This is a genomic window from Acinetobacter sp. YH12255 (assembly GCF_013417355.1).
GTDB lineage: Bacteria > Pseudomonadota > Gammaproteobacteria > Pseudomonadales > Moraxellaceae > Acinetobacter > Acinetobacter pseudolwoffii.
Window position 1 is genome coordinate 1 of sequence record NZ_VPEC01000050.1, and the last position, 14137, is coordinate 14137.

10 protein-coding genes, 1 tRNA gene and 2 pseudogenes are annotated in these 14137 nt (G+C 43.6%); 4 read left to right on the forward strand and 9 right to left on the reverse strand.

Features of this window, described 5'->3' with window-relative positions:
- Positions 1-123: 123 nt before the first annotated feature.
- The 4 genes and pseudogenes from FTV30_RS13860 to FTV30_RS13875 form a co-directional block, all read right to left on the reverse strand.
- Positions 124-435 (reverse strand): annotated as a pseudogene (locus FTV30_RS13860) (transporter); the annotation flags it as partial.
- A gap of 316 nt (positions 436-751) precedes the next feature.
- Positions 752-2032 (reverse strand): OmpP1/FadL family transporter, encoded by a 1281-nt coding sequence (locus tag FTV30_RS13865; RefSeq protein WP_180001790.1) that lies wholly within the window; start codon positions 2030-2032, stop codon positions 752-754.
- Between the two features lie 339 nt (positions 2033-2371).
- Positions 2372-2444, reverse strand: a tRNA-Arg gene (locus tag FTV30_RS13870).
- A gap of 88 nt (positions 2445-2532) precedes the next feature.
- Complete coding sequence (locus FTV30_RS13875) at positions 2533-3888, reverse strand: amino acid permease (protein WP_180001791.1); 1356 nt, start codon at positions 3886-3888, stop codon at positions 2533-2535.
- 333 nt (positions 3889-4221) lie between these two features.
- Here FTV30_RS13875 and prpF point away from each other — a divergent pair, with 333 nt between their 5' ends.
- The gene (gene prpF / locus FTV30_RS13880) at positions 4222-5412 is read left to right on the forward strand and encodes a 2-methylaconitate cis-trans isomerase PrpF (protein ID WP_100357284.1); all 1191 of its coding nucleotides are present in this window, start codon (positions 4222-4224) and stop codon (positions 5410-5412) included.
- Between the two features lie 522 nt (positions 5413-5934).
- Positions 5935-6843, forward strand: a complete 909-nt coding sequence (locus FTV30_RS13885) for a polyprenyl synthetase family protein (protein WP_005096193.1) — start codon at positions 5935-5937, stop codon at positions 6841-6843.
- Between the two features lie 92 nt (positions 6844-6935).
- Here the strand turns inward: FTV30_RS13885 and putP are convergent, their stop codons facing one another.
- From putP to FTV30_RS13910, 5 genes are all read right to left on the reverse strand, one after another.
- Entirely contained in the window at positions 6936-8426 is a 1491-nt protein-coding gene (putP, locus tag FTV30_RS13890) for a sodium/proline symporter PutP (protein ID WP_005096195.1), read from the reverse strand.
- Between the two features lie 213 nt (positions 8427-8639).
- Entirely contained in the window at positions 8640-9497 is an 858-nt protein-coding gene (locus FTV30_RS13895; RefSeq protein WP_005096199.1) for an SPFH domain-containing protein, read from the reverse strand.
- A 3-nt stretch (positions 9498-9500) separates the two neighbouring features.
- Entirely contained in the window at positions 9501-9983 is a 483-nt protein-coding gene (locus FTV30_RS13900) for an NfeD family protein (protein ID WP_100355312.1), read from the reverse strand.
- A 102-nt stretch (positions 9984-10085) separates the two neighbouring features.
- The gene (locus tag FTV30_RS13905) at positions 10086-11003 is read right to left on the reverse strand and encodes a patatin-like phospholipase family protein (protein ID WP_100357283.1); all 918 of its coding nucleotides are present in this window, start codon (positions 11001-11003) and stop codon (positions 10086-10088) included.
- Between the two features lie 63 nt (positions 11004-11066).
- Positions 11067-11696 (reverse strand): 1-acyl-sn-glycerol-3-phosphate acyltransferase, encoded by a 630-nt coding sequence (locus FTV30_RS13910; protein ID WP_100357282.1) that lies wholly within the window; start codon positions 11694-11696, stop codon positions 11067-11069.
- A 136-nt stretch (positions 11697-11832) separates the two neighbouring features.
- Here FTV30_RS13910 and FTV30_RS13915 point away from each other — a divergent pair, with 136 nt between their 5' ends.
- Both FTV30_RS13915 and FTV30_RS13920 read left to right on the forward strand, forming a co-directional pair.
- Positions 11833-13071 (forward strand): MFS transporter, encoded by a 1239-nt coding sequence (locus FTV30_RS13915; RefSeq protein ID WP_180001792.1) that lies wholly within the window; start codon positions 11833-11835, stop codon positions 13069-13071.
- 153 nt (positions 13072-13224) lie between these two features.
- Positions 13225-14010, forward strand: a pseudogene (locus FTV30_RS13920) (porin); the annotation flags it as partial.
- Positions 14011-14137 lie beyond the last annotated feature (127 nt).

Sequence of the window (14137 nt, forward strand, 5' to 3'; positions counted from 1 at the left end):
ACTCATGAGTGCTCGGTTATATGCGGGCCAATTGGTTGTGCGGTAGATTTTGTGTGTAGGCTTCTTCATTTGAAAATTATATCGCTGAAAAAGCCTTTACAGATAGGTTTGTGCAACAAAGCCCTTTGCATCAGCACCAAATGGTTGATCATAAATCAAGCCTAGTGAAATTTTATCGGTCGCTTGTACTTTAATGGCTGCAGATGGGAAGTAATAGTCTTCACCCATATCACTAATTTTTTCGCCTTCTAAACCAGTTACTGTAGAAGAACCTTTTACAGTTGGATCTAAAACAGAAATACCGGCTTCCGCATAATTACCCGGCTGTAAAAAAGCAGAAATGGACTGACCAGAGCGGTCTAGGCCTGCTGCCTGAACAGCAGAGAGAGGTAAAGTGCTAAGTAAAATAGCTAAATAAACTTTATTAAGCTTCATGGTACGTTCCCTGATGCCATCTGTAACAAAAATGTGCTGGAAAAGTAACATAATTTTAAAAAGAGTAAATACTCAGCTCTGTTGAAGAAATGAACTAAGGCGGTTAAGGAAAGAGCTTGCTTAGAGTTTTTATACTAATTTTATTAACTCAAGTGTATGAAAAATAGGAAATTTAAATTATTGAAAATAGTGTAAAAGAACTAAAACTTTATTAATTTTAATTGATGGTAAAATAATCGAATGATATGCAAGTGTATAAAATTAAAATTTAAAAAATAAAAAACCACCCGAAAGTGGTTTTTTATTCAATTAGTGCTTAGAAGCGGTAGCCCATTTTCAAGCCATATGCGATGGCATTGTTATCTTCAAATTCACCTACATTAGGGTTCGCCACTGTAAGTGCTGTTGCATCACCCAACCAGAAGTATTTCAGACCACCAGCGATGAAGTAGTTTGGAGCAGGGCTGTATTGTAAACCTAAGCCTACGTTCCAGTAGCCTTCTGTTGGACCAAGCGTAGTAATTGGATTACCTGCACCTGAGTCCCAACCTACAGAGACATTACCTGCCCATTTTTCACTGAATTTGCGACCTACGCCACCAGTTGCGGACCATTGATCTTTGTTGTATTCAACTAGGTTTCCACCTGCTAAAGCCGCTAAGGCAGAACGAGGATCTTGTGCTGGTAGAGTTGATGCTAACGCTGCCGCCGCATCTAAAGCTTGTCCAAATTGAGCTGGACGGATTGCCATGCCGTCCCAATTTACCCAACGCACATTCAAGAAAGCAACAGTATCAGCCATAATACCCGACTGTAAGTCTAAATTTACAGATTGAGGCGTTGTGACATTAGTTGTGCCAGCAGCAAATGTAGGGAATTCGGCTGGATTACCTGCTAAACCAACACCTAGCGCGACATTTAGTGGATTACCAGCTAGATCTTCATTTGATTTTAAATCATGTTCAATTTCAGAACGATATGTTAAAGAAGCTTTCAATGCGATTTCAGGAATTTGGTAAGCCAGACCTGCTAACCAACCTGTAGCACCATCTTTTTTCATAGTTGCATCATATCCGCTTAATGCTGAATATGCAGTACCGCGTAGTGATACATTGCCTTTTGCTTGTTGGTAAACAGGACCAGCGTAAATGTTCCAATTTTCAGTCGGTTGGAAACCAAAAATAGCAGTTAAATTTTCTGTAGTAACTTCTGCTGAAGTACCTTCACCTAAATCAGAAAATGCTGTGAGACCAGCATTAGGTGCTGAATACTCTGCCTCAGCACCAAAAGGGCGATCATACAGAAGACCAAAAGAAAAATTATCAGTAACTTGGAACTTTAATGCAGCTGATGGGAAGTAATAATCACTAGCCATGTCACCTGTAGCCTGATTTGCACCAGGGCCTAATGTTAGTGGGGTATTAGCTGTAGTACCTGATACAGAAGGATCTAATACAGAGATACCTGCTTCAAAGTAATTACCCGGTTGCAGGAAGGCTGCAATAGATTGGCCTGAACGGTCCATTGCAGCAGCAAAAGCACCCGTCATTGGTACAGTTGCAAGAATCATTGCAGTAGTTAATGTTTTTAATTTCATTTACGTCTTTCCTTGAGGTACAAATTTATATCTAGCGTTGTTGTTTGCACTTATTTAATTTTTGGAGACTTCGGTTACTCAACCGCAATCATTTGTTACTCCATGTGTCAAAAATACCACAATTAAAATAAGAGTAAATGCTCTAGAGTGAAAATAAAGCATAAAAAAGCAGCTGAATAGAGTAAAAGATCTAATAATGAGTGGGGAAAACGCTGGTTAATATTTATTTAGTTATAACTATCATAGATTTAGGAAAGGAAAAGGGAGGAAATAAAAAAATAATAAGTATTTAAATAATTCATTAGATGTTTTGTTAAATAAATCACGTATTTAATAATGCGCGCCCTGCGGGACTCGAACCCACGCCGGTCACTTAGGAGGCAACTGCTCTATCCAGTTAAGCTAAGGGCGCAAAGAACGGTTAATGTACTGCAAAATAAAGCAAAAAAAAAGTTATTGCCGCAGCAATAACTTTTTCAAATCTCATTTAAATAACGTGATTAGCTATTTTTCGGTTTAAGCAACTTAAACAGGCCTAACATGACCACAATCCAGACTGGAATCATATAAACCGATTCCTGGAAACCTTGTGTCCACATGATATAAAGAATAGTTGCAATAAAGCCCAGTACCAATATGTTGCTTGCAGGTGACCACAGCGCAGGGAACGAAGTTTTCTGTCCGAGCTTTTTCATGCTTTGAATAAATTTCAGATGAGTCAGGGTGATCATGGCCCAATTCAATACCAATGCACCGACTACGATGTAAATCAGATGACTTAAGGCATCTTCAGGCACAAAGTAGTTGAGTAGTACACAGCCGAAAATCAGCGCGGCAGAGAACAATACCGCAGGAATTGGCGTACCTTGCTTATTCACTTTCATGAAGACTTTAGGTGCATTTCCTTGCTGTGCTAAACCATACAGCATCCGGCTGTTGGCGTACATACCACTGTTATAAACTGACAGTGCAGCTGTAAGAATAATAAAGTTCAGTAAGTGTGCAGCCCAGCCAATACCCAATTGACTGAAAATCATCACAAACGGACTTTTATCCAGACCACCCAGTTCCAGCTGATTCCAAGGCACCAGTGATAACAGAATCGTTAATGCACCGACATAGAAAATCAGAATACGGAACACCACCTGATTAATCGCTTTCGGAATGGTCTTCTCTGGATTTTCAGCTTCTGCTGCTGCCATACCGATCAGTTCAATCCCACCGAAGGCAAACATCAGGAAGGCCAGCATGAAGAATAAACCTTCAAAGCCATTCGGGAAGAAGCCACCTGCAGTCCATAAGTTGCTAAACGATGCAGCTGATGATGCATCTGCAGTCAGGATCAGGTACAAGCCAAAGACAATCATGGAAACGACCGCAGTCACTTTAATGATTGAGAGCCAGAATTCTGATTCACCGTAGAATTTTACATTGCCGAGGTTGACCAGGGTAATCACGATAAAGAAAAACAGTACCGATGCCCAAGCTGGAATAAAAGGCCACCAATAGTTAATATATTTCGCAACGGCAGTAAGTTCGGTCATGGCCACCAGGATATATAAAATCCAGTAGTTCCAGCCCGCAAGGAAACCGGGGAACTTGCCCCAGTATTTATAAGCAAAATGGCTGAATGAACCTGCGACAGGTTCATGAACAATCATCTCACCCAATTGACGCATGATTAAAAATGCAATCAAGCCACCAATGGCATAGCCCAAAATAATAGAAGGACCCGCAGATTGGATCACCTGTGCGGAACCTAAGAATAAGCCTGTGCCAATTGCACCGCCCATGGCGATCAACTGAATATGACGGTTCTTTAAGCCACGCTGAAGTTGTGAAGACTCGTTATTCAAAGTGTTCAGCCCGACAATGGAAAAAATAAGTATAAAGATTGTAATGGAACAAAGTTCAGAAACCTAGTGCAAGACTTTGAATGAAATATTATTATCAGATTTATAATAAAAAATTATAAAAATAAATTAAATAAAAGATAACTGAATCAATATATTAATTTTATTGACATTGTAACTGATGAGTTTCCTGTTTTTTTGCTCTGATACGAATGCTGATTTTTTATACTTAGGTCGGAGCACTGAACTTCCTTGGCTTTAAAGCGATTATACTCTTCTCATAAGTATTCCATAACTTTTACCAAAACAAAGACAAGCCAAAGGATGAAACAATTCATGAGTTTTGCAGCCCAAATCAAGATTCCTGCAACCTATATGCGTGGAGGCACCAGTAAAGGCGTTTTTTTTAAGCTGGATGATTTGCCCGCAGAAGCACAACAGGCCGGCCGGATTCGTGATCAGCTTCTGCTGCGCGTGATTGGTAGCCCAGATCCTTATGCTAAACAGATCGATGGTATGGGCGGCGCCAGTTCCAGTACCAGCAAGACCGTGATTCTGTCAAAAAGCCAGCAGGCCGATCATGATGTAGATTATTTATTTGGTCAGGTGTCAATTGACCGTCCTTTTGTGGACTGGAGTGGTAATTGCGGTAATCTCACCGCAGCAGTGGGAGCTTTTGCCATTTCTAATGCTCTGATTGATAGATCACGTATTCCGGAAAATGGGCTGTGTACAGTCCGCATCTGGCAGGCCAATATTCAAAAAACCATTATTGCGCATGTACCAATGCGAAATGGTCAAGTTCAGGAGTTGGGCGATTTTGAACTGGATGGCGTGACTTTTCCGGCAGCCGAAGTACAGATCGAGTTTTTAGATCCTGCCGATGATGATGGCGAAGGCGGTTCGATGTTTCCGACAGGTAATCTGGTCGATACGCTGGAAGTTCCCAATATTGGCAGTTTTGAAGTCACCATGATTAATGCCGGCATTCCCACCGTGTTTTTGAATGCGGGAGATTTGGGTTATAACGGCACCGAGCTTCAGGATCATATGAATAATGATGCGGCAGCGCTGGCAAAGTTTGAAACCATTCGTGCTTATGCTGCGAAGCAGATGGGATTGATTCAGGACATTAGCGAAGCAGCTAACCGTCAGCACACCCCAAAAATCGCTTTTGTAGCGCCATCCAAAACTTATACCTCATCAAGTGGCAAGGTGGTTGCCGAAGCAGATGCCGATATTCTGGTTCGTGCCTTGTCTATGGGGAAACTGCATCATGCCATGATGGGCACAGCTGCGGTGGCAATTGGTACGGCGGCAGCCATTCCGGGGACTCTGGTGAATCGGGTGGCAGGCGGTGTAGAGCGTGAAGCCGTGCGTTTTGGCCATCCTTCGGGGACTTTAAGAGTAGGCGCACAAGCAAGTCAGGAAAATGGAGAGTGGAAAGTGAAAAAAGCCATCATGAGTCGCAGTGCACGTGTGTTGATGGAAGGTTGGGTACGCGTTCCTGAAGATGTTTTGCTCTAGTTTGATTTGCCGACCCATTATTTAGCCTGAGAAAATTACTGTTGTGACCATTACTGGCCAAAATTTTGACTCAGCTATCGTTGGCATGGTAGGAAGTAATAAAAGCTATCAGAGAATACGTTTAAATATCTAAACTTGTTTATATTTAGAGGTAGATATTGTCCAGCCTCATCTTTCCTTTAAAAGTTTAAATGGATTTGTGCAGGTGAAATCCTACTTTGGAAAGACCCAAGGTAGGCAAAGGTCTCTTATTGCCCATACACGACGTCCTGTGGTGATGGGCAATGTGTGGCATCTCTGCCACAGGCACTTGATAAATCCAAGCACTTCAACTCTGGGACAGTAGCGCTGTCGCGGCAGTGGTTTTATCGGCGGAACATATTTTGATATCTATTGCTGCTTTAAATCAATCCACAGATAAAGCTGAAAATTCAAGGCGATTGTAGGTACAATAGTGCTTATCAGGACAAGTGGCTCAAACTTGTTATTTTCATCCTTCCGGACTATGTATTCGAGGCAAATGTGTCATCTATTACTGACGTATCAATCCATGCATTGACTCAAGCACAACATCGTATTCAACAAGATTTACTGACAGCCCTAGATGCCTTTGCCATTCCTGAACCTTTAAAGTCGGCGGTGCATCATGCCGTGATGCTGGGAGGGAAGCGTGTTCGTCCAGCATTATGCTATGCCACAGCAGCACTAAAACCGAATCAGAATACCGCGGCGGTACGCCGTGCGGCGGTTGCGATTGAATTTATCCATTGTTATTCACTGGCACATGATGATCTGCCGTGTATGGACAATGATTTGCTGCGCCGTGGTCAGCCGACCTGTCATGTGGCTTATGGTGAAGATACCGCGCTTTTGGCAGGTGATATTCTACAGTCGATGGCCTTTGAAATTTTAGGCAGTCGTCTGTTTGATCAAGGTCCTGCGGTAGATGCTTCGATTGTGCTAAAACAAATGCAGATTCTGGCCACAGCCTCTTCGAAAATGGTCAATGGTCAGGTGTTGGATTTGCAGTCCGAAGGCAAAAAAATTGATCAGGACGTATTAGAAACCATTCATCGTAATAAAACCGGTGCCTTGATGAGTGCTGCGATCATGATGGCGGCGGTCACAATCTTTGAAGGTACAGATCTGGCGATTCCAAAGCTGCGTGAGTTTGGACAGGCGATTGGTCTGGCCTTCCAGGTGCAGGACGATATTCTGGATATTATTTCTGATACCGAAGTGTTGGGTAAAACAGCTGGCAAGGATGAGCAGGTAGAAAAATCGACATATCCTGCCTTGATGGGGCTGGAACAGGCCAAAGCCTATGCACAGCAATTGCATGATCAGGCCTTAGCCGCACTTGCTCATTTTGATGATCAGGCGGCAGAGCTGATCTCTATCACCCAGTTTTTACTTCAGCGTAAAAATTAAAATGGCTTGAATCTGTTCATTGTTTTATTTTGAGTGATTGTTCAGGTATTAAAAAAGCGGACTTTAAAGTCCGCTTTTTTTGATCGTTAATTTTATTTGGTTTCGTTATACAGACGTTCAGCCTGTTCAAAACGATCGGTAATTTCAGCCGTAGGTACTTTACCCATCAAGCTCACTACAATGATGGCAATGAATGAGCAGATAAAGCCCGGGATAATTTCATAGACACCTGTTGCTGCGAACAGGTTTTTCCATAAAATCACCATCACTGCACCCATAATCATACCTGCCAAGGCACCATTCAAAGTCATGCGTTTCCAGAACAGGGACAGAATGATCAGCGGGCCAAATGCAGCACCAAAACCGGCCCAGGCATAAGCGACCAGACCCAGCACTTTCGATTCAGGATTACCCGCCATCCAGATTGCCAGCAGGGCAATCAGCAGCACCATAAAACGGCCAACCCAAACCAGTTCTTTTTGAGATGCATTTTTGCGCAGGAAGGATTTATAAAAATCCTCTGTCAGCGTACTTGAGCAGACTAGAAGCTGACAGCTTAAAGTACTCATTACCGCAGCCAAAATCGCAGCCAGGACAATACCGGCAATCCATGGGTTGAACAGAATTTTGGTCAATTCCATAAATACAGTTTCAGGATTGGCATTCACCACACTGGCCAGTTCCGGATGTTGCTGGAAATAAGCAATACCAAAGAAACCGGCAGCCACGGCACCAGCTAAGCACAGGATCATCCAGGTCATACCAATACGGCGTGCATTTGGAATTGACTTGACTGAATCTGCCGCCATAAAGCGCACCAGAATATGTGGCTGACCAAAATAACCCAAGCCCCATGCCAGTAGCGACAGGATAGCCACCGTACTTAAGTCACCGACCAGATTCATGGCCTGTGGACGTGCCGTTTCAAGCGCCAGAGTGACCTGAGACATATCAGAGAAGGTCAATAGGGTCACAATTGGCGTGAGCAACAGCGCAAAGATCATCAGGCCGGCCTGAATGGTATCGGTCCAGCTGACTGCCAGAAAACCGCCAATAAATACATAACTGATGGTGGCAATGGCACTGATCCAGAGCGCCGTCGTGTAGGACATTTCAAACATGCTTTCGAACAGGCGCGCACCTGCTACCATGCCTGAGGCACAGTAAATCGCAAAGAAAATCAGAATCACAAAAGCCGATACAATACGTAAAATTTTCTTCTGGTCGTTAAAACGATTGGAAAAATAATCTGGAAGGGTCAGGGCATTGTGCTGAACTTCCGTATGTACCCGTAAACGGCCAGCCACCAGCAACCAGTTTAACCAGGCACCAATAATCAGACCAATGGCAATCCACATTTCCGACAAACCGGAAAGATAAATTGCACCGGGCAGGCCCATCAGCAGCCAGCCACTCATATCGGAAGCCCCAGCGGAAAGTGCAGTAACAAAACTACCTAAACGACGGCCCCCTAAAATGTAATCGGAAAAGTTTGTGGTCGCACGATAAGCCATCAGGCCGATCACCACCATGGCGACAATATAAAAAAGAAAGGTAATTAACGTTGGATTTAGGGAGCTCATACGGTATCCATTTTCGAGTTGGACAGTAATCGAATAAGGACTTATGTTGATGATAAATGCTGTGGCGAAACACAGATCTGGCATCAAAGCCCAAAGGATTTCAAAAAATAACGCGAAATTTAAGCATAAATTCCAAATCTTTGCTGAGATTTTCGTGTTTAAACGAAAAATAGGCAGCGAATACGCTGCCTATGGATTTGAAAATGAAAATTTTTACTGAGGCGGACGACCCATCACGCCTCGAATCGTGTTCAGCACGTCTGCAGGCAAGACCACCGTTTTGGCATTTGGTGATTTGGCCATATCTTGCATGGCCTTGATATATTGCTCACCGAGTAAATAGGCAACCGGAATCTCATTACTACCAATTGCCGAAGTCACCATATCAATCGCACGTTGTGAAGATTCAGCCAGAACCACCTGTGCTTCTGCATCACGGCGCGATGCTTCCAGACGACCATCCGCTTCCAGAATGGCAGCCTGTTTTTCACCATCCGCTTTGGTCACGGTTGCACGACGTTGACGTTCAGCAGCGGCCTGTTCTTCCATCGCGGTTTGCATGGTGACTGACGGTTTAATATCTTGAATTTCAACGGTTTTAAGCGTGATACCCCAGTCCGAGATATCATCGGAAATACTGGATTTTAAACGTGCTTTAATATGATCACGTGATGATAGTGCATCATCCAGATCCATTTCACCGACAATCGAACGTAATGAGGTTTGTACCAGGTTTTGAATTGCCCAAGAATAGTTTTCAATGCCGTAGACCGCTTTTTCAGGTGTGGTCAGGTTGATATAGGCCACCGCATTCATGAGTAACACGGCATTATCACGGGTAATCACTTCCTGTGAAGGAATATCCAGCACAATATCTTTGGTGGTGACTTTATAAGCCACTTCATCAATATACGGAATGACAAAATTCAGACCCGGATTCAGCGTCGTATGGTATTTGCCCAAGCGTTGTGCGATCCATTTATAACCTTGCGGGACAATACGTACCCCTTTAAAAATTGTAATCGCCACAAAGGCCAAAAATGCGATAACAATTATAGTTCCACCAGACATATCTTATTCACCTTTTTCATTTTGATAATGTGTGCTGTGGGGTTGAACCACCAGATCATTCCCCAGAATATCCACGACGCGAACACGGTCACCGACCTGAACCTGATCCAGAGTACGACATTCCCATTCATCCGAACCTAAAACTGGCATCGGAAAGCGCACCCGGATTTGCCCATGATCCAGATTAGTCTGAATCACCATGCCCACCTGACCAATGGTCGCTTCACGCGATAGACCGGCTTTGGTCTTGTCAATGGAAAGTGGCTTGATAAACTTGAACCAGAGCAGCGTACACAGAACAGAAAGAACGATCCAGGTCAGGAGCTGGGTGGTCAGTCCCATCATCGGGAACATCCAGTACAGGACGCCAACCATGATGGCACCGATCCCGAACCACAGGGCAGCAAATGCGGGCAGCAGTAATTCCGACAGAATCAGAAGGATGCCTAATACAAACCAGTGCCAAGGTTCAAGAACTAATTCCATATCGTGACCTATATCGCTAAGTATTTAATTAATCATCATCTTTATATGATTGATCTTCAATGTAGCAGATGCGGCAGCAGATGAATATAAAAAATTCATGCATCAAAATTTTGCCTGACGGGGCGGTTTAAATGCCGCTGGCGACTGCTTAAAGTTGCTAATAGCTTTTTCAATAGTACGGATTTTCAGCTGAGCCGCCTTTTCACCTTCCAGAATGGTGGCATTGCTGGCTTTCAGGTCCAAAGTACCGATATGGCCGACTTTGGGCTGAATCACCACAGTGGCCTGACTCAACTCTTCATTAATGCTTTGCTGTCCCATAATATTTAGGGTCTGATCCAGTACGCCCCACATATTCAAGGCTTTATTACCATCCGGACGGGCAGAAATATCCACGGCAATGACAATGTCTGCTCCCATATCTTTGGCGGTCTTGACCGGAATTGGGCTAATCAGACCGCCATCGACATATTTGATGCCGCCAATCACGGCAGGCACAAATACATTCGGAATACTACAGGAAGCACGCACCGCCTGTCCGGCATTGCCTTTAATAAAGTCAGCTTTACGCCCATTGTCCAGGCGAGTGGCAACTGCAGCAAAACGAATTGGGAATTGTTCAATCGGTTTGTTCGCCACATTTTTATTGACGAAATTCTGCAATTTTTGTCCGGCAATAATCCCTTGTCGGTTCAAGGTTAAATCGCGGATATCGGATTCTTTAAAATTCAGGGCAATCTGCTGTAACTGATAAGGGGATTTGCCGCTGGCATACAGGCTGCCGACAAAACTGCCGGCACTGGTGCCGGTGACAATCTTCGGTTTGATGCCGTGTGATTCGAGCACTTTAATGACGCCAATATGGGCAAAACCTTTGGCACCGCCACCACCGAGGGCAATTGCAATCACGGGTTCGCGGGCCTGAAGTGGTGTAGGAGTCGGTGTGGTTTTACTGGCTTTATCACATGCAGCCAGACTGAGGCCAAGACAGCCAATCAGAGCATAAGACGCTAATTTCATTGTAGGAAATGATCACTAAATCATTAAAATATAGGCTATCAGAGCAAAAAAACAGGATTTTGCCTAGTCTTTTTTCAACAGCTTTTGTAAAGGCCGGGCAATCCAGTCCGGATTTTTTGCCGAAATCTTGCCTTGATAATGTGCATAAATCTGCACCAGATCATGTTCATAATCGCCCGTCGGCTGATAGACACCCAGAATATGAATGGTTTTAATATCATAATCAAAAGCCAGCATGACAATAGGCAGGCCGGCCTGATCGGCAATATGATAAAAACCACTGCGGATTTTTTCTGGCGCTTTACGTGAACCTTCGGGTGCCATACCGACCCAAATCTGGGGTTTTCGCTTGATGATTTCCACGATCTGCTGAGTATGACCTTGTGGACTATCCCGAACCACCGGAATCACCCCAACCCATTCAAGTAAGGGCTTTAATGGGGTATGGAACAGGCTGTTTTTACCAAAAATAGTGACCTTTAACCCGATAGCTAAGAGTGCAATAAAACCATGCCAGGCATCAATATTGGACGTATGTGGAGAAATAATCGCAACGGCTTTTGGTAAATTGGGAAACTCACCTTCAAGCTGCCACCCCTGCACTAAAAAGATCCGTTTAAAAAAATAACGGCTGAGTCGATTGCCTCGACTGGGCACCAAGGGAGGTAATTCTGGAAAGTGCTTTTTGGTCATGCTTAAAGTCTCTTCCTGAAACTTATTTTTCTTTATTTTTGATCATATTAGACTGTTGTAAAATCTGGATCATTGGCAAAATGTATAGCATCTTGAATGCTGTTGAGCATTTTTACCTGAAGGACTTGCCCTGAATATGCGGAATACCTATATTTTACTGTTTTCGCTGTATTGGGCACAGGGGCTTCCGGTCGGGTTTATGACGCATGCCTTACCGGTCATTCTGCGGGATGAAGGGGTATCACTGGCGCATATTGGTGGTTTTGGTCTGTTGATGCTGCCCTGGTCGATCAAAATATTTTGGGCACCTTGGGTCGATCATTATGGATCGAGATCCAGAGGTCATTACCGCAGCTGGATTATTCCCTTGCAATGGCTGTCGGTTGCTGTATTGATTGGACTTTCATTTCTACCGATTCAGGCCTTGAATCAACCGCTGTATTTACTACTGTTTTTTATCACCCTGTTGTTGATGAACGGCATTGGCGCGACACAGGATATTGCCACAGATGCACTGGCCGTCAATATTTTGAAAAATGAACAGCAGCATTGGGGTAATACCTTTCAGGTCATCGGTTCACGACTAGGATTCATTGTCGGTGGTGGGGCAATATTATGGTTGCTGGATCTACTGCAATGGCAAGCGACCTTTCTCTTATTGGCGGCTCTGGTCTTTTTGAATACTTTACCCATTTTATTTTACAAAGAACCTGAGCACGCAAAAATCAGCATGCAAGCGACCGCACAGCCTGCACTCCGCAATATCAAAACCTATTTTCGATACTTCTGGTCAGATTCGGCCTTGGCTAGGTGGCTACTAGTTTTACTGACCTTTAAAATCGCCGATGGTTTATCCGGGCCTTTGTTAAAACCCTTAATGGTGGATCTCGGACTGAGTTTTAGCCAGATTGGTCTGTATGTCACCATGCTCGGCGCCTTGGCTGCCCTGATGGGAGCCGGGCTGGCTGGCTGGTGCCTGAAATACTGCTCTCGCCGCCGGAGTTTGATTATTTTCTCGATTTTAAAAATATTCAGCGTGATGGCTTACGCCTGGCTGGCTGCCCAGTATGAAACCCAAAACAAAGTAGAAAATTGGATCATTTATCTGATCAATGCCGCTGAAGATATGATTTCTGCCATGCTTCTGGTGGTCATGTTGACCTTGGTCATGCAATACAGCCGTAAACATCTGGCAGGGACAGATTTTACCTTTCAGGTGGCACTCATGGCCACGGTAAGTGGGGGATTGTATAGCCTGAGTGGTATTTTGGGAGATGCTTTAGGCTATCAGGACTATCTGAATCTCATCGTGATCGTGGCAATTTTTTGCTTGATTCCCATATTCAGATGGACGGGAACTCAAGAAAAAGTCTAAAACTTATACACAATCAATGGTTTGATTAAATATTAACCTAAAGTATTAAAAAGAATATCTAAATACTTATTTAATAATTCTGTAATATGTTTCCACGTTGTAACATTTGTTTCAATTTGATTTAAACATAAATTTTAAACAGGGAATATTTTAATGAAAACTAAGTTAGCAACAGCAATCGCATTCAGCCTTGTGGCGGGGACTACTTTCGCAGCACCAACATTCTATGGTGAGATTGACGTATCTGCAGATTACTTACCTGAAGATAATGTGAATGGTGACCGTGATGTCGTAGAACTGAATTCGAACAGTTCATTTGTGGGCTTAAAAGGTGAAGAAAAATTAACAGATCGTTTAAATGCACTTTACCAAGCTGAATTTACGATTAATGTAGATGATGGTGCAGAGGATTCAGATACTTTTGTTCCACGTAATCTTTTTGTGGGCTTAAAAGATGCACAATTAGGTGCAATTAAAGTGGGTAAAATTGATACTCCAGTTAAACAGCTATCATCTGTAGTCGACACCTTTAATAACTATGTGGACAACAAAGCAGATATAGGCGGGATTCTTACTGGTGAAAACCGTATTGATAATGTCGTAGTTTATGAAACTCCAGCATTTAAAGTTGCCAATGGTGATCTTAAGGCAACTGCTCTTCTTGCGACAGGTGAAGCAAGCGGTATTGCTAAAGGCAAGGGTGCTTCAAAAGTTGCTGGACGTGGTTTAGGCGATGCTTTCTCTGCTTCTGTAGTGTATGACAATAAAAAAGTGATTGCAGGTATTGGTTACGATAAAGCAATCCCATCAAACTTTGCGGGTCGTGGCTTTGTAAATGCTTCTGCTCCAGAAGTTACAGGAGGAGCGGCAGGCAGTGCATTTGCAGCAGCAAATACAATTCGTGCAATCGGCCGTATCAACCTCGATAATAGTTTAGCACGGCTTTGTTGCACAAAGATTTGAAATGCAAAGCGCCCCTAATTGAGCCAAATTTAAGGCGTAACTTGGGTAAGTGGTCGACCTAATTCCGTAAATCTGTTGAGGACTGCTACACGTGCATGAATTT